Source organism: Rhodococcus sp. MS13 (genome assembly GCF_013277835.1).
GTDB classification, from domain to species: Bacteria; Actinomycetota; Actinomycetes; order Mycobacteriales; family Mycobacteriaceae; genus Rhodococcus_F; species Rhodococcus_F erythropolis.
Window position 1 is genome coordinate 18,756 of record NZ_VBTL01000006.1, and the last position, 21,960, is coordinate 40,715.

The 21,960-nt window shown below is 62.9% G+C and carries 21 protein-coding genes; 6 read left to right on the forward strand and 15 right to left on the reverse strand.

Translation table 11 applies throughout. From position 1 onward, the window contains the following. The 9 genes from FEZ59_RS13785 to FEZ59_RS13825 all read right to left on the reverse strand — a co-directional run bounded on the left by FEZ59_RS13785 (window position 1) and on the right by FEZ59_RS13825 (window position 9,216). Window positions 1-1,251: a reverse transcriptase family protein gene (locus FEZ59_RS13785; protein ID WP_081328905.1), complete on the reverse strand. Its 1,251-nt coding sequence runs from the start codon at window positions 1,249-1,251 to the stop codon at window positions 1-3. 240 nt (window positions 1,252-1,491) lie between these two features. Next, window positions 1,492-2,433 carry an ABC transporter substrate-binding protein gene (locus FEZ59_RS13790; RefSeq protein ID WP_172932785.1) on the reverse strand — a complete coding sequence of 314 codons (942 nt, stop codon included), beginning with the start codon at window positions 2,431-2,433 and terminating at the stop codon, window positions 1,492-1,494. A 41-nt stretch (window positions 2,434-2,474) separates the two neighbouring features. Beyond that, window positions 2,475-3,182: a class II aldolase/adducin family protein gene (locus tag FEZ59_RS13795; protein ID WP_172932786.1), complete on the reverse strand. Its 708-nt coding sequence runs from the start codon at window positions 3,180-3,182 to the stop codon at window positions 2,475-2,477. Continuing rightward, window positions 3,179-4,333 carry an LLM class flavin-dependent oxidoreductase gene (locus FEZ59_RS13800; protein ID WP_003946051.1) on the reverse strand — a complete coding sequence of 385 codons (1,155 nt, stop codon included), beginning with the start codon at window positions 4,331-4,333 and terminating at the stop codon, window positions 3,179-3,181. The genes FEZ59_RS13795 and FEZ59_RS13800 overlap by 4 nt, the downstream gene beginning before the upstream one ends. After that, window positions 4,330-5,439 carry an LLM class flavin-dependent oxidoreductase gene (locus tag FEZ59_RS13805; protein ID WP_172932787.1) on the reverse strand — a complete coding sequence of 370 codons (1,110 nt, stop codon included), beginning with the start codon at window positions 5,437-5,439 and terminating at the stop codon, window positions 4,330-4,332. Before FEZ59_RS13805 ends, FEZ59_RS13800 begins: the two co-directional genes overlap by 4 nt. Further along, complete coding sequence (locus FEZ59_RS13810; RefSeq protein WP_172932788.1) at window positions 5,436-6,479, reverse strand: ABC transporter substrate-binding protein; 1,044 nt, start codon at window positions 6,477-6,479, stop codon at window positions 5,436-5,438. The genes FEZ59_RS13805 and FEZ59_RS13810 overlap by 4 nt, the downstream gene beginning before the upstream one ends. Next, window positions 6,463-7,305 (reverse strand): ABC transporter ATP-binding protein, encoded by an 843-nt coding sequence (locus tag FEZ59_RS13815; protein WP_031332129.1) that lies wholly within the window; start codon window positions 7,303-7,305, stop codon window positions 6,463-6,465. The genes FEZ59_RS13810 and FEZ59_RS13815 overlap by 17 nt, the downstream gene beginning before the upstream one ends. Further along, window positions 7,302-8,159: an ABC transporter permease gene (locus FEZ59_RS13820; protein WP_019746071.1), complete on the reverse strand. Its 858-nt coding sequence runs from the start codon at window positions 8,157-8,159 to the stop codon at window positions 7,302-7,304. The genes FEZ59_RS13815 and FEZ59_RS13820 overlap by 4 nt, the downstream gene beginning before the upstream one ends. 4 nt (window positions 8,160-8,163) lie before the next feature. Then, on the reverse strand, window positions 8,164-9,216 hold the full coding sequence (locus FEZ59_RS13825; protein WP_019746070.1) for an NrtA/SsuA/CpmA family ABC transporter substrate-binding protein: 1,053 nt from the start codon (window positions 9,214-9,216) through the stop codon (window positions 8,164-8,166). A gap of 247 nt (window positions 9,217-9,463) precedes the next feature. On the opposite strand from FEZ59_RS13825, the gene FEZ59_RS13830 reads away from it, so the two are divergent. The 4 genes from FEZ59_RS13830 to FEZ59_RS13845 all read left to right on the forward strand — a co-directional run bounded on the left by FEZ59_RS13830 (window position 9,464) and on the right by FEZ59_RS13845 (window position 12,912). Beyond that, window positions 9,464-10,213, forward strand: coding sequence for an IclR family transcriptional regulator (locus FEZ59_RS13830; protein ID WP_020971387.1), 750 nt, complete (start codon window positions 9,464-9,466; stop codon window positions 10,211-10,213). Window positions 10,214-10,330: 117 nt separating this feature from the next. Further along, window positions 10,331-10,801: an NfeD family protein gene (locus FEZ59_RS13835; protein ID WP_080910792.1), complete on the forward strand. Its 471-nt coding sequence runs from the start codon at window positions 10,331-10,333 to the stop codon at window positions 10,799-10,801. Next, entirely contained in the window at window positions 10,798-11,613 is an 816-nt protein-coding gene (locus FEZ59_RS13840) for a slipin family protein (RefSeq protein WP_172932789.1), read from the forward strand. Before FEZ59_RS13835 ends, FEZ59_RS13840 begins: the two co-directional genes overlap by 4 nt. Before the next feature lie 60 nt (window positions 11,614-11,673). After that, a complete protein-coding gene (locus FEZ59_RS13845) occupies window positions 11,674-12,912 on the forward strand; it encodes an HNH endonuclease signature motif containing protein (RefSeq protein ID WP_172932790.1) in 1,239 nt (412 codons plus the stop codon). A 65-nt stretch (window positions 12,913-12,977) separates the two neighbouring features. Here FEZ59_RS13845 and FEZ59_RS13850 read toward each other — a convergent pair whose 3' ends face one another. Continuing rightward, window positions 12,978-13,685 carry a pyridoxamine 5'-phosphate oxidase family protein gene (locus FEZ59_RS13850; protein WP_019746065.1) on the reverse strand — a complete coding sequence of 236 codons (708 nt, stop codon included), beginning with the start codon at window positions 13,683-13,685 and terminating at the stop codon, window positions 12,978-12,980. Window positions 13,686-13,782: 97 nt separating this feature from the next. Here FEZ59_RS13850 and FEZ59_RS13855 point away from each other — a divergent pair, with 97 nt between their 5' ends. Continuing rightward, window positions 13,783-15,168 carry a PLP-dependent aminotransferase family protein gene (locus tag FEZ59_RS13855; protein ID WP_172932791.1) on the forward strand — a complete coding sequence of 462 codons (1,386 nt, stop codon included), beginning with the start codon at window positions 13,783-13,785 and terminating at the stop codon, window positions 15,166-15,168. 59 nt (window positions 15,169-15,227) lie between these two features. Further along, window positions 15,228-17,345 carry an FAD-dependent oxidoreductase gene (locus tag FEZ59_RS13860; RefSeq protein ID WP_172932792.1) on the forward strand — a complete coding sequence of 706 codons (2,118 nt, stop codon included), beginning with the start codon at window positions 15,228-15,230 and terminating at the stop codon, window positions 17,343-17,345. A gap of 8 nt (window positions 17,346-17,353) precedes the next feature. Here FEZ59_RS13860 and FEZ59_RS13865 read toward each other — a convergent pair whose 3' ends face one another. The 5 genes from FEZ59_RS13865 to FEZ59_RS13885 form a co-directional block, all read right to left on the reverse strand. Further along, on the reverse strand, window positions 17,354-18,412 hold the full coding sequence (locus tag FEZ59_RS13865; protein ID WP_019746062.1) for a 2-oxoglutarate and iron-dependent oxygenase domain-containing protein: 1,059 nt from the start codon (window positions 18,410-18,412) through the stop codon (window positions 17,354-17,356). Window positions 18,413-18,582: 170 nt separating this feature from the next. Then, on the reverse strand, window positions 18,583-19,686 hold the full coding sequence (locus tag FEZ59_RS13870; RefSeq protein WP_003945979.1) for an inositol-3-phosphate synthase: 1,104 nt from the start codon (window positions 19,684-19,686) through the stop codon (window positions 18,583-18,585). Next, on the reverse strand, window positions 19,679-20,242 hold the full coding sequence (locus FEZ59_RS13875) for a PadR family transcriptional regulator (protein WP_003946014.1): 564 nt from the start codon (window positions 20,240-20,242) through the stop codon (window positions 19,679-19,681). Before FEZ59_RS13875 ends, FEZ59_RS13870 begins: the two co-directional genes overlap by 8 nt. A gap of 116 nt (window positions 20,243-20,358) precedes the next feature. Then, the gene (locus tag FEZ59_RS13880; RefSeq protein WP_069145287.1) at window positions 20,359-21,129 is read right to left on the reverse strand and encodes a DUF1707 domain-containing protein; all 771 of its coding nucleotides are present in this window, start codon (window positions 21,127-21,129) and stop codon (window positions 20,359-20,361) included. 8 nt (window positions 21,130-21,137) lie between these two features. Beyond that, window positions 21,138-21,959 (reverse strand): DUF1707 domain-containing protein, encoded by an 822-nt coding sequence (locus FEZ59_RS13885; RefSeq protein ID WP_134999340.1) that lies wholly within the window; start codon window positions 21,957-21,959, stop codon window positions 21,138-21,140. Between the last annotated feature and the right edge of the window lies 1 nt (window position 21,960).

A 21,960-nucleotide genomic window follows, 5' to 3' on the forward strand; every position in this document is an offset into this window, starting at 1 on the left:
CTAGCCGTCCCAATCCACACGTTCAGCCAGGCGCAGCAATGTGCGTCGGCGCGTAGTGCTGGTTTCGCCGATGTGAGCGATCCGGCCGTAGATGTGGGCGCGGAAGTTCTCGATACCGTCCCGATTCTGTTCCTGCGCAGAAGTACTGGCGGCATTGTGCAGCAGGGCACGCAAGCGATCGTAGTCGTCACGCGGATACGACGGTTGGTCGTTGATCACCAATCCGGTGAGGTGTTGGCGTCGATGAGGGCGCATCACCTTGGTCTTTCGTGGATGGATGGCAAACCCTTCGTCCCTGGCGATCTGCTCGACCGTCCAGAGGAGGGTTCCGACGTCGGCTACTTCAATTCCGGAGAACGCGAGGTCGTCGGCGTATCGGGTGTAGGTGAGCCAGTTCGCTTGTGCGAGTCCACTCAAGCGGATGTCGAGTTTGCGTGCGACGAGATTCGCCAGTGCAGGCGAAGTTGGCGCGCCTTGCGGAAGATGCGCGGTGCGTAGCTGTGATGCCTGTGCATACGGTAGTCCGCGCAGGGTATCGGCAGGTGTTGCAACAGTGCACAATCCGGTGAGAACTCCTGCCACTGCGGGTGGATAGCCGAGGGCTGTGAAGACGGCGTGAACGCGGCTGCCGCTGATCGAGGGGAAGAACTGCGCGAGGTCCACACCGATCACGATTTCCGACTGTGCGTGCGGCGCTGCAAAAGTCAGAGGGCTTCGACCACGGACGAATCCGTGTGCCGCGTCGTGTGGGGGCACCAGGTCGAGTATGCGGCGCAGAATCTTGCGCTGAATTTCGCGCAATCGAGGTTTCGGTACCTCGAGGAGGCGAGCGCCGGTCTTCTTGCTGATCTGCATGGGCCGGTAGTGGCGTAGCGGTAGGGGTTTCGTGCGGAGCCATTCCCCTCGGTCGGCAAACCACTCGAGTTCGGAGATCGTCAGATCCAGTGAACGAGCCAGGTCCACACTGGTGTTGTAGCGGGGAACGTCGAACCGCCACACCGAAGATTCATTGGTGTCCAGTGAGAGAGGAACAGGCCGCAGGCGAGGTAGTTCGCGAAGCAATCGGTACAGCGTTTGCGGTTCGAACGGTGGGGCGGGCATGAGGTCGAGAACGCGCACGGCCAGGAGCGTCGGGGAAACGCCGAAGACGGTTCCGAATGCCTCCTCGAGGCCGCTGAGGGTCCACGGAGCGTCAGCAGCCGCAACGGCCAGACGACGCGCCAACTCGGGATCGAGCTCGAAGTCACGCATGATTCGACTCCGGGATGCGACGGGGCGGGGTGACCAAATCCTTTGTCCGGTGCGGCGGCAAGCACGCGGAGCGTGCCGAACGCCGGTGGACGCAGTATCCAATTCTTCTGGCCGACCCAGGGGTTACCCCTGAGACTGGTCGCGTGGACCAACTCTCACCCACGCGCCGCCGCATCCCTTCACAATGGCAGACCGTTCGGTATCTGTCACGTGTGAAGCGGATCTGTCAGGTGTGGGTTCTCAGATCGACGAACGATCCGAACCGACGAACTCGCTGATCCACGGCACGACTGCTTCGCGGACGGTGACCGCCTTCGGCAGTAGTCCGTTGCTCAGCAGGAGATCGGCCGCGCGCTGCTGCTCGTCGAGGAACTCGTCGGTGACCGGGTTGACACCGAAAGGACGTCCGCGCAGTGCAGCTTCCCAGGCATCGATGCTCGCGGACCCGCCACGCTTCTCGATGTCGTCGACGAAGATCTGCGCGGCTTCGCGGGGGTTGGCTTCGATCCAGGCGTCGGATTCCTGCAGGGCCTCGATGATCGCCTGGAGGGCTTCCGGGTTGGTATCCGCGAAATTGCGCCGGGTGAACCACAGTGAGGGGTGGCTGAAGAGTCCGTCGGTGGCGATCAGCGTGCGCAGTTCGTGGTTCGCTTCGATGTCGGTCAGCCCCGGGTACGCTCCTACCCAGGCATCGATGGTGCCGTCGACGAGGTCCGCTCCACCACCGCGCACGTCGGTATCGACGGGGACGATGTCGGACCAGGTCAGCCCCGCCTGATCCAAGGCGAACAACAACAGTGTGGTTTGCCACGATCCGTGCGCGATGCCGACGCGCTTGCCGCGCAGGTCCTCTACCGTGTTGATCTCGGACTCTGCCTTGACTACCAGGCGCCCGTTCTCCACGCGGGGGCCGGAGATTCCGATGTAGACGAGATCGCGGCCCTGAGCCAAACCGGTGACGGGCGGCGTGAAGCCGGTTCCGATCACGTCGTATCCGCCCTCCTCGAACAGCCAGTCCGAGTGCAGGGTCGGCAAGGCGTTTTCCGGGTTCACTGCAGGCTTGGCGGGAAGCTCACGCAGGTCCACCCACTCGACGTCCGGGAGACGACGTTCGAGGATTCCGGTGTGGCGCAGTACGAACAGCGAATTGTTGTGTGGGAAGTATCCGACGCGAACGGTCATGAGATCTACGGTTTCCTGTTCTGAATCAGTGATGGGGGTGGCTAGATGAGGCCGCGTCGACGCGCCTCGTCGGCGAGTCCGCTACGGCCCCACTGGACGGCGAGGTTGGACGGATCGAATTCGACCGAACCGCCGAGGGTTTCGGCGATCGCCTGGAACTGGGCGCCTTCCTCGAGGAGGACGACGAACTTCGCGAGGTCGAGCAACCCGCTGCGGCCGATGACGTTGACCCCGCCGTTGGCTTCGAAGATCGCCACCAGATCGGGATCGCGTTCGAGACGCTCGAGAATGAACTCGCCTGCAGACCGGGATCGATCGATGTGCGGCGGAATCTCTCGGGAGAGCGTCAGCCTCTGCGAAGCCGCATATCGGATGGGTAGCGTCCGGTGTGTCTGTGCCCAACCGCCGAGCCACGGAGTGTGGATGTGGACGACGCTGGTGATTTCCGGATGCTGACGGAAGACTGACGCGTAGCCGGTGACAAAACCGGCCGATCCGTTGCCGGAGAGCACCTCTCCGTCGAACGTAGCAACAACCGGTGACACCGACGGATCGTCCGCCCACGGTCCCGGGTCGTTCAGGGCGACCGCGATTTCGGTGCCGGGAACGCGTTCGACGAAGTTCACGGTCCCGTTGGCTGCAACCGTTCCGGTCTTGCGGAAGACGTCGAATGCTTTGTCTGCTGCTTTGCGCGCTTCTTCGACGAATGCTGCGGTATCGGCGTCGAGTCGAGTTTCGGTGGTGGTCATCGAGTCTCCAGTCCAGAAGGTGTGATCGGGGTGCGCTGCAGGAGGGGAAGAACTTCTTCGCCGACGCGGTATGCCTCTTCGAGATGCGGGTTACCCGCGAGGATGAAGGCGTCGACGCCCAGTTCGCGCAGCTCGTCGAGTCTTTCGGCGACCTGTTCGTAGCTGCCGACCAGTCCGAACGCCGGTCCGCCACGGATGAGGCTGAAGCCACACCACACGTTGGGCTGCACTTCCAGATCTCGGTAACCGGTGATGTGTTCGGGCACCCACCCCTTGATGCGGGCGGCGCCCACCGAATCGCCCTGCGCTGCGCGGTCGGCGGCCCCCTTGTCGACGAAGGCCCAGCCTTTCTCGATCTCGGCCCACGCGGCTTCTTCGGTGTGCCGGGCAACGACGTCGATGCGTACGGCGAACTTCGGGGTGCGTCCCAGCTTGGCCGAGTTCTCCCGCACGCCGTCGATCTTGGCTCTCAGATCGGCGTACGGCTCCAGCCAGGAAAGGTAGTAATCGGAGTGCAGTCCGGCGGCAGCGACGGCTGCTGCCGAAGATCCGGAGAAGTACACCTCGGGAAACGGCTGGCCGGCAAGTCCGGGTGGAAGTGCAGCGCCGTGGGTTTGGAAGAAGCGACCGTCGAAGTCGAAAGGTTCGCCGTCCCACACACCCTTGAGGACATCGAGGAACTCGGATGTCCTGGTGTAGCGATCGTCGTGGTCGACTTTGTCGCCCCACCACAGCTGAGGCGCGCCGCCTCCACCACTGATGATGTTGTAAACCAGACGTCCGCCTGTTGCTCGCTGCAGACTGGCCGACATCCGCGCGGCCTGCACCGGGTGAAGGAACCCTGGTTGGAACGCGACCATGAATCGGTACGTGGTGGTCTCGGCGGCCAACGCTGCTGCGGTCGCCCACGGATCCTCGGTCATCGGGAAGGACGGCAGCAGTCCACCGAGGAAGCCGGCGGACTCGGAAGCCTTTGCCACTGCGGCCATGTGGTCGATGTAGCTGTATCCGTCCAACTCACCGCCGCGGATCGCGGGAGCGATGTTGCCCGGCCCGTATCCACCGGCGTCGCCGCGGTTGTAGCGACGCGGAGTACGCAGCGACGCGTGGTCGCCTTCCATCCCGATCCGCCAATAGAAATCGATGCTCATGCGGTGGCCTTCTCTTCTGTGGTGGCCTTCTCTTCCTTGCGGATCCGACCCTCGGGATCGACCAGGTGGAGGAGATGCTCGCCCGCCCGGTGCAGCTCTTCGATGTGTGGTCGACCGGACAAGACGAAACCGTCCACGCCGAGATCGCGATACGACGACAATCGCTGCGCCACTTCCTCGTAGCTTCCTACGAGGCCGATACTGTGCTCGTAGCCGATGCGGTCGAATCCGGACCACAGGATGCCGCCCCGATCGATCTCGAGTGCAGCGGAATCGGCCTCTCTCAGTTGCCGTTCGACGCGAGCCCAGGCTTCGTCGGCTGTCTCCCTCGCGATGATCGGGATGCGCAGGACCTTCTCGACGGTCCTGCCGAGTTCGGATGCTCGGTCGTCGAGGGTGGTGATCCGTGTCGACAACTCGTCACCGGCAAGGGTGAACTGATGGACATCGGCATGGTGGGCCGAGAGTTCCAGAGCTTCCGGTGAGTCTCCGGTCAGATGTACTCGGGGAAAACGGAGTCCCGACAAGATGCCTCGGAATCCGCCGCCGAGTACGTCGTAGTACTCGCCGTCGAAGTCGTAACCCGTGCCGCCGAATCCGCCGGGGAGAATCTGTTCCTCGTTCCACACACCGCGTGCGACGGTCAGGAACTCCGCGGCGCGCGCGTAGCGGTCGGCACCTCGAACCACGTCTCCGCGAGTAGCGGCATCTTCGGGGTCCGTCTCTACCTTCACTCGCCATTCGAGACGACCTGCCGACAGGCGCTGAAGTGTCGCCGACATTTTGGCGGCGTAGACGGGAGTGCCGAAAGTGGGGTGAAACTCCACGACCACTCGCGAATGACGCGTCTGACGTAGGGCGGCGGCAGCAACGATCCAGGATTCTTCGCCATTCGGATCGTACGGTGCGACAACGCCGTCGACGCCCGACAGTTCGGCTGCGAGAACGATCTGTGCCAATTCGTCGAAGGGCCCGAAGTTTCCGGGGCGAACATCGGTCGCGACGGTAGTCGGTCGCTGTGGCCCGAAGCCGCCGCGACTGTTCAGCGCGGCCACTGCCCGGCGTCCGTCACCGCGCGAGGGCAGCTCCCAGTAGACGTCCGTCATTCTTCTGTGCCCTTCTGCGCGGCGACAAGTGCGCGTGCCTGTTCCAGTGGTTCGTGCGCCACCCAGGACTGCAGGTCGAAGTCGGCGGCAAGGAAGCCATGCGCATACAGGAATTGTTTCTGCACGCCGAGCAGGTCCACACGCTCGTCCGACAGGCTCAAATGCAGTCCGGTGTGGAAGTTCTCGCCGTAGGCTGCCACCACACCTTCGGGCCCGGATTGTGTTTCGGTCTGCAGCACGGCTCGGACCTCGTCGATGTTGGCTGCGGCCCAGTCCGCTGCTCTCAGGCTCTCGGCGAGGAAACCGACGACGATGTCCGGGCGCTGTTCGAGTAGGTCGGCATGAACCGTGATCGGTCGTGGGGTGCCGTTGTTGACGCGATCACGTAGGGATGCAGTGGAATCGAGATCGACGGCAACGGCGAGGCCGTGTTCGCGGGCAACTTCCTGGGCGCGGGCGCCCTTGACGTAGATGGCATCGACGTCGCCGCGGAGCAGGGATTCGACACCCCACGTCGTGTTGCGGGTGGACGAGGCGGTGCGGACCTCGGGGGCTGCGGTCGTCGCAACCTCGACGAGGGTGACGTCGGCAAAACTCAACTCGCCCAGTCGAAGTGCGGAGGCGAAGCCGTGCAGGGCCATGGCGCGAGGAAAGCTCCTGGCCTGATCCGCAGCCCAGGCCGGGATACCGATCCGAGCGCCGGCCAGAAGACCTGCTTCGCGGATGTCGGAGTCTCCGCGCACCAGGATTGCCTGGGCCTCGTCGATCCAGGTGAGCCCGATGAGCCTCGTCGGAGAACCACTGGCACGCGCGGCCAGTGCGGGGACGTTGCCGCCTTCGCGAACGAGTCCGGAGAGATGGTGATCGAAATGACGCACTGCCAATTCCGGTCCGGCATCTTGCAGTACGCCGAAACGCACTCCGGATTCATTTGCCGTCCGGTCGAGCCAACCGAGACTGTTGGCGAGACCGCTGGCGGTGGGAACGGGGCAGCGGGTGTACCAGAGTGTGTCGATTGCGGAATCAGCGATCAATGTCATGACTGTCCTGTCCGTCGGGGAAGGTGCGGCCGACACCGAGTTCCTTCAGGAAACTCGCTCGGTAGCGCAAAGATTCGGGATCGTTCCGATCGCGGGGGCGTGGCAGGTCGATGTCGACGTCCACGGCAAACCCGCCCTTGTCGAGGATGAGCACGCGGTCGGCAAGTCGTACGGCTTCGTCGACGTCGTGCGTGACGAGTAGTACGGCCGGACGGTGGCGGGCGACCAGATCGCCTACCAAGTCTTGCATTTGGAGCCTGGTCAAAGCGTCGAGGGCCGCGAACGGTTCGTCGAGCAGTAATAGTTCAGGTTCGCGAACGAGAGCGCGCGCCAATGCGACGCGTTGGGCCTCGCCGCCGGAGAGGGTGGCCGGCCAGGCACGGTGCTTGTCCGCGAGGTTGACCTCGGAGAGTGCGTTGCGTGCATTGTCGGTCACCTGACGTGACCGTTTCTGTCCGACTGTGACATTGGCCAGAACTCGCTTCGACGGTATCAATCGCGGTTCCTGGTAGACGACCGTGCGGTCGCGCGGAACCAGCACCTCGCCGCTGTCCGGTGCTTCCAAACCGGAGAGCACTCGCAACAGGGTTGTCTTGCCGGTACCGCTGGGGCCGAGGAGAACGACGAACTCTCCGCGTGTGATCTCGAGGTCGATACCACCCAGAACAGTCTTGTCACCGAACGACTTCCGCACTCCGGTGAGTGAGACTGCCACTGGTGATCCGGCTCGTCGTTCGGCCGCAGTGGTGCCGGTCCGCTCACGCGTTGCCAACGGCGGGAGAGGTGCTTCGGTGGTCGGCAGCGAGCCGACGGTCGTGTTCGTCATCGCGCCACCGACAATCTCCGCCACGGCATGGAGTACCGCTCGATCAGCCTGACGACGGCGTCGAAGATGAGACCCAGCGCCGCGTACATGACGATGCACAGAACCATGTAATCGGTGCGGTTGTATTCCTGCGCCAGAGTGACCAGGTATCCGATGCCCTCACGTGTGCCGACCTGCTCGGCGGCGATCAATCCGGTGATGCTGAGCGACAAGCAGATTCGAAGCCCCATCAGAACACCGGGGAGGGCGGTCGGAAGAATCGCTCCGAACACCAGTCGCCAACCTGTCAGTCCGAAACCCTGTGCCGCTTCGACCATCTTACGATCGACCCCGCGCACACCGAGGTAGGTGTACGCGTACATGGGGGCGACGGTCGCGACCGCGATCAGGACCACCTTGAAAGTTTCGTCGATACCGAACCAGGCGATGAACAACGGAACGAGCGCGAGGAACGGAACCGCGCGGTTGATCTGCATGGTCGAGTCGATCAGTTCTTCACCGAGCGAGGAGAGACCGGACAGAACCCCGAGCACCAATCCGACGATCACACCGACCGAAACACCGAGTGCAGCACGTTGAAGCGACGCGAGACCGAAGTCGACCAACTGACCCGACTGGTACAGCTCGGCGAATGCCGTCCACACCGCCGGAGGTCCGGCCAGGATCTCTTCGCGGATCAGTCCGGTAGCGGATCCGATCCACCATCCGGCAACCAGCAGCGCGGGCACGAGGAAGCGGAGGGGGATCGAGACCCACTTGGGCCTGCTGCGATTGCGCCGGTAGCGGGGCGTTTCGAGTTGCGGATGTTCCACTGACGGCGACGCCGTTCGTGCGGGGCGGGTCAGCGTCACCATCGGGTCACTTCCCCTCGGTGGTGGGCGCTGCCGCTGCCGAACCTGCCACAGCACCCTGGAGGTCGAAGATCACATCGCTGCCCTTGAGCGGCTGCTGGATCACCTTGTTCTCGGCGAACAGTGTGGAGATCGATTCGAGGTCGGTGGCATCCGCTGCGGTCGGATAGCGGAAGTTGGTGATCTGGCCGCCCAGGGTGATCGCGTCGTCGAGCCGCTGTCCGGAGAGTGCACGCGGACCGGTCTGTTCGAAGACGTTCTCGAAGGCTGCTGGGTCGGCCTGCTGCTTCGCGGTGAGTTCCTGGGTGACCTCGAGGAACTTCTGGACAACCTCGGGATGGGCTTCGAGTACTGCGGTGCGGCCGGCGATGATGGTGCTGTCCACGGAGTCGATGCTCGCCTCGGTTGCGATCTCGACCGCGCCCTTGGCCTTCGCCTCCTGATACGGAATCAGGAACGATGCCCACGCGTCGACCTGCCCGGTGGAGAACGCCGACGCCGCGTCAGCCTGTTGCAGCGGAACGCGTTCGACGGAATCGATCGGCACTCCGGCCTGTGTCAGGGCCTTGAGCGTGATGTACTCGCCCTTACCTGCAGGGTTGACGGCGATGCGCTTGCCGGCCAGATCTGCGACGGTCTTGATTCCGGATTCCGGAGTGGCGATGATGCCGGCCTGGTCTTTGTTGTACGGGTCGGACGTGGCGAAGATGCGGACACCTACGTCCTTGGACAGTGCGCCGACGACGGGACTGTATGCGCCGGTTTGGATGTCGAGTTCTCCGCTGTTGAACAGTTTGAGGTTGGAGCTGAATCCCGGTGTGGTCTTGACCCATTCGATCTTTGCGCCCAGCGGTGCCAGCGCCTCGTCGTAGGTTCCGTCACGCTTGCCGACGGCGATGGCACCGGAGTTTCCGGGATCGAAGACTTTGAGCGTGAAGTCGGCGCTGGAATTGCCTGCGGCGCTGTCGGAATCGGAAGACCCACACGCCACCGCCAACCCGGCCAGCGGGATCATGGCGAGCGCAGCGGCAGCTCGTGGCAGTCGGCGGAAGCGGGACATGTATGTGGCTCCTTCAGGCGTTGATTCGTCAGAACTGACGACGATGACGCTATTGGGTGCCTGTCCGTTTTACCCCCGTTTGTTTTCTGGAGATTGGAAATCTTGACAACATCGGAAGTCTGTTCATCTGGGCTTTTATGGACCGTCGTCTGGTTCCTTTCCACCTGATGGAAAGGATGGCCGGACTGCTGGGTCCGTGTTAGCGTCCGATTCTCAGGTCGATCAGGCCACAGCGAAAGGATCGTTCGTGACGGACGCACGCGGCGCGGGAGTTCAGACGGTAACCCGTGCCCTGACCATGCTCACATGTTTTCGCAGTGGCGAAGAACTGGGAGTCTCGGAAGTTGCGCGGCGACAAGAGCTTGCGGTCAGCACCACGCATCGATTGCTGCAGTCGCTCGTCGACGCGGGGTTCCTCGAGAAGGACGACGCAACCAGTCGGTATCGCATCGGCGCGGCGCTGGCGGCATACGGACAGGTCTCCTACCGGCAGCATCGGATCTATCTGTCCGAGCCCTATTTGGAGCAATTGGCCGCGACGACAGGAGCATCCGCCTCCCTGGCAGTGCGAAGCGGAAGTGAGGTGGTGTTGCTCGGATTCAGCCGATGGCGCGAGGCCGACGGGCACGTGCTCCAGGGTGTCCGCCTTCCCTTGCATGCGAGCGCACTGGGGAAAGCCTTTCTGGCTTGGTCCGATGTCGACGATTCCGAGCTCGCTGCGCTGCCACGTGAAGCGACCACTCAGCGTGCGATCACCGATGTTGCCGGTATCCGCCGGGAATTGGAACTGACTCGTGAGCGAGGATACGGATTCAACGACGAGGAGTTGACCCCGGATTACCGAACGATCGGAATTCCGATCATCGATGGATCCGGCACTGTGCGTTACGCTCTCGGGCTTCGTGGTCCGGTCGAGCTGATGATCGACGAACGGATTCCGTTCCTCGCCGACCTTGCCAAGGTGACTGCGCGACAGATCGGTGAAGTGCTTCTCTGAACTGGCGTGAAGCGCTTGTGGCAGATCCGGCCGAACGTGATTACCGTTGAAGTCGAGGGCGCGATTGCACAATGGCTACGCGACGTGACCGCGTCCTCGCGAGCGTGGAGACGAGTGATGACGACGATCGGTGTCGTTGCCCTGCTGCTGGGCGTCCTGTTGATCGTGGTCGAGGCGCATGCCCCAACCGCGGGGGTGCTCGGTGTGCTTGGAGCACTCATGATCGGTGCCGGCGTCTGGATGCTTTTCACATCCGACGGTATCGGCCAATTGATCGCGATCCCGGTGACGGCGGGAGTCGCGGTAGTCGGCCTGGGCGTGGTGGCGGTAGCGAGTCGAAAAGCGCTTACCGCGCGCCGCGCTCCCGTGCGTACGGGGACGGAATCTCTTGTCGGTTCCGACGCGACCGTTCGCAGTTGGACCGGCGCGCAGGGTCAGGTCGAGCTTGACGGCGGATTATGGAGTGCTCGAATGGAATTCGGGTACGACGACTCCGTGCCTGCCGTGGGCGAATTCGTCGTCGTAGAGCAGGTACGAGGCCTGACTCTGAAAGTGCGCCGTCGTGAACCGTGGGAGCTGCCGCTATGACCACCGTGCTTGTCGTGTTGTCCGTGTTTGTCGTGCTGATTGCAGTCCTTGTGGGAATGTCGGTGAGAGTTCTGCGCGAGTACGAGCGCGCGGTGGTGTTCCGCCTCGGCCGATTGATCACCTTGAAAGGCCCAGGCCTGGTGATTCTGGTGCCGGCGATCGATCGCATGGAACGGGTCAGTCTGCGAACCGTCACGCTGAAAATACCGGTCCAAGAAGTGATTACCCGCGACAATGTTCCTGTGAAGGTCACCGCCGTCACGTACTTTCGGGTCGTCGACGCTGACCGTTCGATAGTCGAAGTCGAGGACTTTCTGGCCGCCACCTCACAGATCGCCCAGACCACACTGCGCTCCATCCTCGGTAAAGCTGAGCTGGACTCGCTGCTATCCGAACGTGAACGCCTCAACGAGGATCTGCAGAAAGTCATCGACCAGCAGACCGAACCGTGGGGCGTCAAGGTCACGACCGTCGAGATCAAGGATGTCGAGATTCCAGCCAACATGCAGCGCGCCATCGCCAGGCAAGCAGAGGCCGAACGTGAACGTCGAGCCAAGATCATCAACGCCGACGCAGAGTTTCAGGCTTCGGCCAAGCTCGCCGAAGCGGCCGAGGTGATCAGCCGCAATCCGACCACCCTGCAATTGCGATATCTGCAGACACTTCACGAGATCGGTAGCGAGAACAACTCCACCGTTGTCTTCCCCTTGCCGCTGGATCTTGTCCGGCCCTTCATGGGCGGCCACGCGGAGGTTTCCACAGCCACCCAAGAACATGCCCGTTCTGTCTGGAATGCGAAAGTTGTTGATTAGCAGCTAGTTTCATCTCGATATTCTCTTGTATTCGAAACTGTGTTCGAATATGATTGCTGCATGGACAGTCGGGATGCGTGGCAACTGGATGGCGAGGACCTCAAGAGTGAGGTTCTCGATCTGGTGCGCGCCCGGCACGAGTTGCAGTCGCGGATGGTGTTGCTGATCGTGGAGATGTTTTCCCGGGAGGTTCTCGGTGGGAAGGGTTTTCGGGCGATCGCGCAGTGGTTGCATGGTTCGACGAATTTGGAGATCGGTGAGTGCAGTCTGCTGGTCGGGTTGGCGCGGTTGTTGATGCTCGAACCTGTTGTCGGCGATGCGTTTCATCGTGGTGATGTTGATGCGTTGAAGGCACGTCAGGTGGCGTCGTTTTGTCAGCATCCGCCGAAGAATATGACCCTGGCAGATGTGGACAAGGCTCGCGGGATCTTGTTGGGGTTGGCGTCGAAGAACATTGCCGATTGTGATGCGGTGCGGGCAGCGATCCGGCGGATCGAGAAGCAGTACGGCAAGCGTGAGGACGGTGTTCCGGTCGGCGAGGATTCCGAACGGAACGAGTTCTACGCCTCGAAAGGCTTGTACGGGCGTGTGTCTGTGAAGGGCGATCTGGATGCTGTGAACGGGGCCCGTCTGATCACGTTGTTGTCGAGTCTGTCGGCGCCGACACCGGAGAAAGACGGCGTCAAGGACACCCGCACGCCGGCGCTACGACGGGCGGACGGGTTTTGCGAACTGTTGCGCCGGTACGAGCGGGCGGGGTTGGGTCCGATCGAAGGGGGCGTGAAACCACACATCACGGTGACCGCATCGGCGAAAGACATGACGGACCTGCAAGCGTTGAAAGACCTCCTGCCGTCCACGGAGGAACTCGGGTTCGCGTGGACGGATTGGGTGGGCCCGATCAGTATCGATACCGCACGGATGCTGGCGTGCGACTGCACCGTCACCCGAATTTTGTTGGATGAGAATGGTGTTCCGCTCGACTGCGGTAAGGAAGCGAGAACGGCAACGGTGCCGCAGAGGCGGGCGTTGGCGGTTCGTGATGGCGGTTGTGCGTTTCCAGGGTGCGGGACTCCGTCGGGGTGGTGCGATGCCCACCATATTGTTCACTGGGGTGATGGTGGCCCAACAGATCTCGACAACCTGATCTTGTTGTGCGGTCACCATCATCGGACACTGCACCACACCGAATGGCGGGTCGAGATCGGCCCCGATCGGAAGACGGTGTTCTACCCACCGATGTCGATCGATCCGCACCAGCATCCGATCGGCGGGAACAGCCCACCTACAGCAGCCTGAACGGGCGCAACTGAATACGTACACACCGGGGCATAGCCATGCCCCGGTGTGTACGGCGTGTGCGGTCAGAGCATCGTCGAGATATGGTCCGGAAGCGCGACACCTGAGTCGAGATCCTCGGACGGGATCGGTTCACCGAAGTGCGTGGCTGCGGGAACTACTCCAGCCCAAACGGTTTCGACACCAATGTCGGCGGCATCGTCGCCGGGGCCGCCGGTGCGGGCCTTGACGGAAGCCTCGTACAACGGCAGGGCAAGAACGATGGTTGCCGCCATTTCCTTGCGCGTGTGATCCCGCAAGTGTTGGGAACGTCCGGGAACCACCTGGTCGACGATCAGATTCAAAGCCTTCACTCGCTCGTCGCCGTCGGTCACGACTCGAGGTGATCCGATGATGACGCCGCTGCGGTAGTTCATCGAGTGGTGGAAGCCCGACCGCGCCAACACGAGCCCGTCGAGGATCGTGATGGTGATGCAGATTTCGCTGTCCGGAGCCAAGCTTCGCGAGGCCACCGAGCCGTGAACATAAATAGACCCGCCGCGGTCAGGGCCGTCGAGGTCGAACCCGTACGCGGTGGGAAACACCATGGGAACTCCGCCGACGGTCACGCCCATGTGGCACAGCTTCGCGGACTGCAAGACGTCGACGAGTGCCGCGCGTTCTGCGACGCCGTGGTGGCGGGCGCGCTTGTGCGTCGTACGTGCTGTCGGAGACAGCGGAATAGGTGCAGTGGGGGCAGGAGCAGGGGCAGCAAAGACAACGGAATCTGTCATGCAGACAATGCTGGTGGCAAAGTGGCTTCAAGTCATGGTCCAATCAGTGGAGACTTCGATAGGCCACTTCGATTTTCCACTTCCGAGAGGGTTCTGAATGTTTCTTCCTTCGGCGGTAGCCGTCGTCCTCGACCGGACAGATCGGCGGGCGCTCCCGATCCAGATTGCCGACCACCTCAGAGCGGATATCCGCAGTGGTAAGGCGGCAGTGGGTCTGAGGTTGCCCAGTTCCCGGAAGCTGGCGGCGGAGCTCGAGGTGGCGCGGGGCGTCGTGGAACGGGCGTATGAGCAGTTGATCGCCGAGGGTTGGCTTGTCGCTGTGCACGGCTCGGGCACCTTCGTTGCCGAGGCGCCCTCTCCCGCGGTCACTCCCACGACTACACCGAAGAAGACCGCCGACAAGATGTCACCCAGGGTGCAGCTCCGGCCGGGCGTGCCGTGGACGCCGCCGCGTGCATCGGCAGCGTGGCGGCGGGCGTGGCGTGACGTCGGGTCCAAACCGCCACCATTCGAGGATCCCGATCCTGCGGGTGACTACGAATTGCGTTCGGCACTATCGGAATTGCTGGCAAGAGCCCGCGGAATGTCGGTTGAACCCGAGAGAATCCTGATCACCTCAGGTGCCACGCATGGTCTCGGCCTCGCCCTGTCGGCTCTGCGTACCCGTGGTGCTGTTCTGGCGATGGAAGATCCCGGATACCGGTATGCGTCCTCGGCCGCAACAGCCTGTGGATGGTCGCTGCTCGACGTGCCCGTCGACGCTCATGGTCTCTGTGTCGACCAACTCGAAACGGCGTCGGAGGGCGTCCGCGGTGTGTATGTGACACCGTCCCATCAGTATCCGACGGGTGGGCTGCTTCCGGTAGGTCGGCGCAACCAGTTGATCGAGTTCGCACGCGCCCGCGACGTCGTCCTGTTCGAGGACGATTACGACTCCGAATTCCGTTACGACGTAGCGCCTTTGCCTGCGCTCGCCCAGTTGGCTCCTGATCGGGTGGTGTATCTCGGAACGGTTGCCAAAACGCTCGGCGCCGGAATTCGATTGGGCTGGTTGGTAGCTCCCCTCGACCTGGTCGACCGCATAGCATTACACCGCAAGCGAATCGGCGACTTCCCGTCGGTTCCGCTGCAGCAAGCACTCCTGTCCCTGCTCCGTGACGGCGAATGGGATCGAGCGGTACGTACCGCCCGGCGTAGGTACCGCGAGCGCGATCGGGCGGTCGAGGAAGCACTGTCATCGTTCGGTGAACTGCGCGGACTCGGCGCCGGCATGCACACGACGCTCATGCTCGACGCGGATCTGGCAGCCACCGTCGCTCGCGAGGCACTTGAACACGGCGTCGAAGTGCCCACCCTGGTCGAGTCCACCCGAACGCACGGAGACCCCGGTGGATTGGTCATCGGCTACGGGCGAGTGGAATCCGCGGACCTCGAATATGCGCTCGAGGTGATAGCCGAGTGCCTCGCACGTCACAGCGCGTGAAGTCTCGTTGATCGGGAGTGCGGCAACGGATGGGCGTGGTCCAGTTCTAGCGTCTGCTCGTGACGATCCGAAGCCAGACCTTTCCGCACCTGCTCGCACCAGGCACCATCGGCCCGATGACCGTGCCCAATCGCGTGGTTCTCCCTGCGATGGACATGAACCTGTGTGAAGACGGGGAAATCGAAAAGGGCGACATCGACCACTTCGTGGCTCGTGCGGCCGGTGGAACGGGTCTGATCATCACCGGTTGCTGCGCTGTTGCGTACCCGCTGGGCTGCACCAGCCGCAAGGAACCAGGGCTCTCGGAAGACCGGTTCATCCCCGGGCTCAAAGCGTTGGCCGACGCGGTGCACGACGCAGGCAGCAAGCTCTGTGTGCAGATGACACACCACGGCAAGGTGGCGCGCATCGATACCCTCGACGGCCGACCGCAGCTGGTCCCGTCCACACCGAAGCCGCCGGGTGACATGAGTGCGATGGCCGATTGCACGCCCGAAGAACTGGGCAAGATGGCTGCCATCAACGAGGGCAAGAGGGCGACCTACCACGAGGCCACCAAGGAAGATCTTGATTGGCTCGTCCGCATGTTCGCCGAGGCTGCCGGACGAGTGAAGGCGGCGGGCGGCGACGCCGTCGAGATTCACTGTGCCCACAACTACGTCCTCGGAGCGTTCCTGAGTCGGTACACGAATCAGCGCAGCGATGAGTACGGAGGTTCCATGGAGAACCGTGCACGCCTGGCTTGTGAGGTTATTCGGGCGGTCAAGGAGGAGGTCGGCGGTGCGCTTGCCGTCATCGTGCGTCTGGCCGGTCAAGAGTACGGCGAAACCGACGGGCTGACCGTCGACGAGGCTGCTGCGGCCGCCAAGATGTTCGAAGAGGCCGGCGCTGACGCCATTCACGTCACCGGTACCGCGCTGAATGCTTTTGCCAACTTCACCGACGGCCCCCTGCCCGACAAGGTCGGCTACTACACGGACAACGCAACGCGAATCAAGCAGGTGATATCGATCCCCGTGATCACGGTCGGACGTATGCTCCCCGAGGTCGGCGAGAAGATGATCGCGGAAGGTCGCACGGACTTCGCCGCGATGGGCCGCCAGCTCCTGGCCGATCCACAGTTGGTGAACAAACTCAAAGACGGTGCACCCGAGCGGGTTCGGCCTTGCATCAATTGCTACGTCTGCGTGCAGGAGAACTTCTGGGACGAGACCCCGCTGTGCGCGGTGAACCCTGCCCTGGGCAACGAAGCGCTGCTCCCCTTCGTTCGGACCAGCACTCCGAAACACGTTGTTGTGGTCGGAGCGGGCCCCGGTGGTCTCGAAACGGCTCGCGTGGCCGCTGAACGTGGGCACCGAGTCACGGTGTTGGACAAATCCGATCGCCTTGGCGGCACCCTGTGGTTCTCGAGCCTCACTACCCCGGACAACGGGCGTCTGCTCAGCTGGTTGAAAGTGGAAATCGAGCGTCTCGGTGTCGATGTTCGACTGAAGACCGAAGCCTCGGTTGCTTCGATCCGGGCACTGAACCCCGACGCCGCAGTCGTGGCCACCGGTGCAGTTCGTGAGCGGCCTAGTGTTCCGGGCGGCGACTTGCCGCACGTGCACACCGGTGATTCGTTGCGCGCGTTGATGACCGGAGCGGGAGACGTCTCACAGGTGCCGCCGTTCCTGCGGACGATGGCCAAGTTGGGCAAGCTGTCCGGTATCACCAAGAGCCCCGCGGCGATTCGAGCTGTGACCCGCAAGTTCCTGCCCATGGGTAAGGACGTTGTCGTGATCGGTGGTTCGCTTGTCGGACTCGAGCTTGCGGAGTTCCTGGCCGAGCGAGGTCGCAATGTGACGCTGATCGAAGAAGGCCAGCAGTTGGGTATTCCGATGGCGATGCCGCGCCGCTGGACGGCTGTGCGCCACGCCAAGCATGTCGGTGTGGACATTCACCGCAATTCTACGGTGCAGCGAATCACCAAGGAGCACGTCGAATTCCGTTCCGGTGACAAGACACTGACCGCTCCAGCCGACATGGTTGTCGTCGCATCGGGGGTGTCAGCGCAAGCGCCGCTGGCCGACGCTCTGATCGGCGTCGTCTCCGACGTGCACGTGGTCGGTGACGCGGTGAACGTCGACTACATCGAAGGTGCGATGCACACGGCGTGGAAAGTTGCGATGGATCTTTGACCCATCCCCTAGGTAGCGCTTTGTGCCGCAACGATGTCCGGCCACCATCGGGCCGCGACATCGGGGTGCGCGCGTAGTCGACTCTTGAGGGCGTTCGCCCCGTAGGAATCGTGGATCGGGTTGTTCGCGTCCACGGTGACGCCGGTGGCGCGCGCCGCCAGCTCGGGTGGTAGGTCGAACTCCGGGATCTGCGCTGCGTAGTTCGGGTTGAAGAAGAACGGCACCGAGATACGTTCGCCGTCGCCCTCGGGTGAAACTACCCGGTGCACAGTCGCTTTCAAGTAGCCGCCGGTAGCGACCTCGAGAAGTTCGCCGATGTTGACCACCAGCGCCCCGTCGATCGGCGGTGCGTCGATCCAATCGCCGTCGTGCTCGACCTGCAGACCGCCCTTGCCCGGTTCGACATAGAGCAGGGTCAGCACACCCGCGTCCTTGTGCCCGCCGACGCCCTGGGAGCCGGCACCTTTCGGGCGGCCCGGGTAACGCACCACCTTGATGAGGATCGACGGATCGTGAGCGAACGCGTCGTCGAAGATGTTCGCATCCTGGCCCAGGGCTACCGCCCATTCGCGTAAGAGGCTCAATGCGATCGAGGTGAGTGTGTCGTTCCACTCGGTGATGACGTCGCGGAGTTCGGGAAGGGCGTCGGGCCACTGGTTGGGGCCCTGCAGGATCTCCCAGGCCGGTGAGGTGTCGGTGCGCTCGGCTGCGGGCTGTTCGGCGCCGATGTCGATCTGCTCGCGCCAGTCCTGCTTGCCTTCGGTCAGTTCGCCGCCGAGCCTGGTGTACCCACGGAAGTGCGGGCTGCGGACGTTCTCGATCGCGAGCTTCTCGGCAGTCGGTAGCGCGAAGAACTCGCGGGCGACGGCGAGGAGGCGTCGCTGCAGTTCGTCGGGAATTCCGTGGCCGACCAGGTAGAAGAATCCGACCTCGTGGGTGGCCTCGCGGAGCTGAGTGCGGAACTGCTCGGCGGTGTCGGGATTCTGCGCAAGCGACAGATCGAGCACTGGCAGCGACGTAATCGACATGGGGTCCTCGATCCGTGTGATGGTTCTGATGTCCATCATTCCACGCTGATCGGCACCCGGACCCGCGCAGCGATTCGGCAGCCGCAGGCGTGATTACCCGCGCGGATGCGGAAACACCCTGCGGATAACAGAATCGGGGCCTTGCGCCGTTGGCGCAAGACCCCGAATCAGCGTGAACCTAAATCAGGCCTCGTCGGCCCGGCGTCTAGCTACGCCTCATCGGCTCCGATGATGAACGCTTCGAGCTCGATGCGAGCCTTGTCGTCGGCCATCTGGACCGGCGGGGACTTCATCAGGTAAGCGGAAGCCGGGTAAACCGGTCCACCGATGCCGCGGTCCTTGGCGATCTTGGCTGCGCGGACGGCGTCGATGATGATGCCGGCAGAGTTGGGCGAATCCCAGACCTCGAGCTTGTACTCCAGGTTCAGGGGAGCGTCACCGAAGGCGCGGCCTTCGAGGCGGACGTATGCCCACTTGCGGTCGTCGAGCCACTCCACGTAGTCCGAGGGACCGATGTGGACGTTGCGGTCGTGAACCTTGCCGGCAAGTGCGCCGGTCAGGTTGGACGTCACGGCCTGGGTCTTGGAAACCTTCTTGGACTCCAGGCGATCACGCTCGAGCATGTTCTTGAAGTCCATGTTTCCACCGACGTTGAGCTGGTAGGTGCGGTCCAGCACGACGCCGCGGTCTTCGAACAGCTTCGCCATCACGCGGTGGGTGATGGTGGCGCCGACCTGGCTCTTGATGTCGTCGCCGACGATCGGGACGCCGGCGTCCTTGAACTTGGCAGCCCACTCCGGGTCGGAAGCGATGAAGACGGGCAGGGCGTTGACGAATGCAACGCCTGCGTCGATCGCGCACTGTGCGTAGAATTTGTCAGCGTCATCGGAACCGACGGGCAGGTAGGAGACGAGGACGTCGACCTGAGCGTCCTTGAGTGCCTTGACGACGTCGACGGGCTCGGCGTCGGACAGCTCGATGGTCTCGGCGTAGTACTTGCCGATGCCGTCGAGGGTCGGGCCACGCTGAACGGGAACGTCCAGGGGCGGGACGTCGGCGATCTTGATGGTGTTGTTCTCGCTCGCGAGGATCGCCTCGGAGAGGTCGAAGCCGACCTTCTTGGCGTCGACGTCGAACGCAGCGACGAACTGCACGTCGCGGACGTGGTACTTACCGAACTTGACGTGCATGAGGCCGGGGACCGTCTGGGTCTCGTCGGCATCCTTGTAGTAGTGGACGCCCTGAACCAGGGACGAGGCGCAGTTACCCACGCCCACAATGGCTACGCGCACCGCGGTGCTGTTCTCACCCATGGTCGGGTTCTCCTTCTTTCCGGGATGTTCCTGTTGTCGATTGCTCGGCTGCGATCAATTCGTTGAGCCAACGCACTTCGCGTTCACTCGATTCGAGTCCGAGCTGATGGAGCTGACGGGTATAGCGGTCCAGCGATCCGCTGGCCCGACCGACGGCCTCGCGGAGCCCCTCACGGCGCTCCTCGACCTGGCGTCGCCTGCCTTCGAGGATCCGCATCCGCGCTTCTGCGGGGGTGCGGCTGAAGAAGGCGAGGTGAACGCCGAAACCGTCGTCGGTGTAGTTCTGCGGCCCGGTGTCGGCGACCAGTTCGGTGAACCGTTGCCGACCTTCCGGAGTGAGCTGGTAGACGCGACGCGCCCGACGCTTGAGCGTGCCGGTGGCAGTGTCGACGTCTTCCGAGATCAATCCGTCGGCTTGCATGCGCCGCAGTGCCGGGTACAGCGATCCGTACGAGAACGCGCGGAATGCGCCGAGCAGACCAGTGAGCCGCTTACGCAGCTCGTATCCGTGCATCGGTGACTCGAGGAGCAGCCCGAGGATTGCGAGTTCGAGCAACTGACAAACCTCCCGAGTCGTTGAACCTAACCGCTTGATGCGATAACCAACTATATCGCGCCGATATATAAAACCACACTGCGGCCCGATACGTGTACCAAGGTGTCACGGCTAGATCAGGGGGTGAACGGGTAGATCGACATGATTTCCCCGTCGAGGCCAGCGGTCAGGTACCCGCTTTCGTCGAGGTCGTTGCCGACGTGGATCTCGATGGTCGGCACGGTTTCGGTGCTTCCGACAGAGACGTACCGAGTGGTCGGATTTTGCACCGACGTTGTGGTTCCGGCGCCGTCGAGCAGGGCGATCACGATGCGAGGATCGAGCTGTGTGACGTCGATCTGTGTCACGCCGGGTTCGCGCGATCCTCCCGAAGTCGTGTCCTCGAGGTCGCCTCGGTAGTAACTGTCGAGGCTCTTGCGCTGCGCAGCAGGATCGGCGCGCGTTACGCGTGCATAAGTGGGATAGATGGTCATCTCGTCGACCAGTCCGCTGCCGTACTCCGTTTCGATGGCACGGAACATCGCCCCCAGGCCGTCGACGGTGTGCAACTGTGGCTCGGGGCTGGAGAAGATCGTGACGTCCGACGCCACATATTTGATTCCGAAGCCGATTGCCGACACCAGTGACAGAGCGATGATCGCAAGGGCGATCAAACGCGTGTCGAGCGAAGGTTCTTTCCGGAGAACAGGCAGAGACGCTTCGGTCTGCAGATCGGACGTCAAATCTTCGAGATCGCCGAGAGTGACAGCCACCGCGGCGAGTTCGGTCAATTCGTCGTGCTCGGTCGCCGTGAGTTGCCCGTCGGCGAAGGCGGAGTCCAGCACCGCGCAGGTAGCCTCGCGATCGGCATTGCGAGCGCGGGTGGTCCTGGTCAGATCGTTCGGCATGTCCGGGCCTATCGAGGAGTGAAGGGAGACAAGCGGATCGGGCGTCCGTCAGGCGTCAGGTCCATCCACCCGCTCGCGCCGAGGTTGTTGCTCACGTAGATGGAGACGCGTGGATCATCGCTCGACGAACTCATGCTGATGTGTGTGATCTCGGCGTCGGGGACGTTGAGATTTGCGGACACTCCTGCCAGATATCCGGCGAGTTTGTCGATGTCGACGGCAGCGAGGTCGAAGGTGGCAGTGCTGGCCGCTCGAGTCGACGTGCTGTCACGTGGTGTGAAACCGCCTCGAAAGTCGATGTCCTCCTCCAGATTCGGCGAGATAGCGGCGGCGCGAGTAACGCTTGCATAGCCGTCGTAGAAGTTGACGGAATCGATTATCGTCGTGCCGTACTTGGTGCTGTATTTTGTGATAAATTCCCCGATCCCGCTTGCGGTGACGGTGTTCAGTGTCGAACTCACAATGGGGGCAAGCGGTTCGACGTTTTCGTCTGCCGCCGGTGGAGGCGGTGGGGGTGAATCGTCGGCGGACAAGGTGAGGAACCCGATCAGGCCCGCGAAGACAACCGATGCGGCCGCGAGGTACCAGATCTTGTCGATACGACGAACTTTGGCAACTGCGTTGCGCAGCGTTGCTTTCTGCAGATCGCGGACCAGTAGATCGAGCTGGCCGAGGGTGGTCGCGGTCATGGCCGCAGCCGTCCGGTTCGCGTGCTCGTCGACCGTGATCTGGCCGTCGGACAGAGCCGTATCGAGAACGGCGCAGGTATCGGAACGGTCGACGTCGCGCGCACGGGTGCGCGTAGAGGTAGTAGTCGGGGACCCACTCACC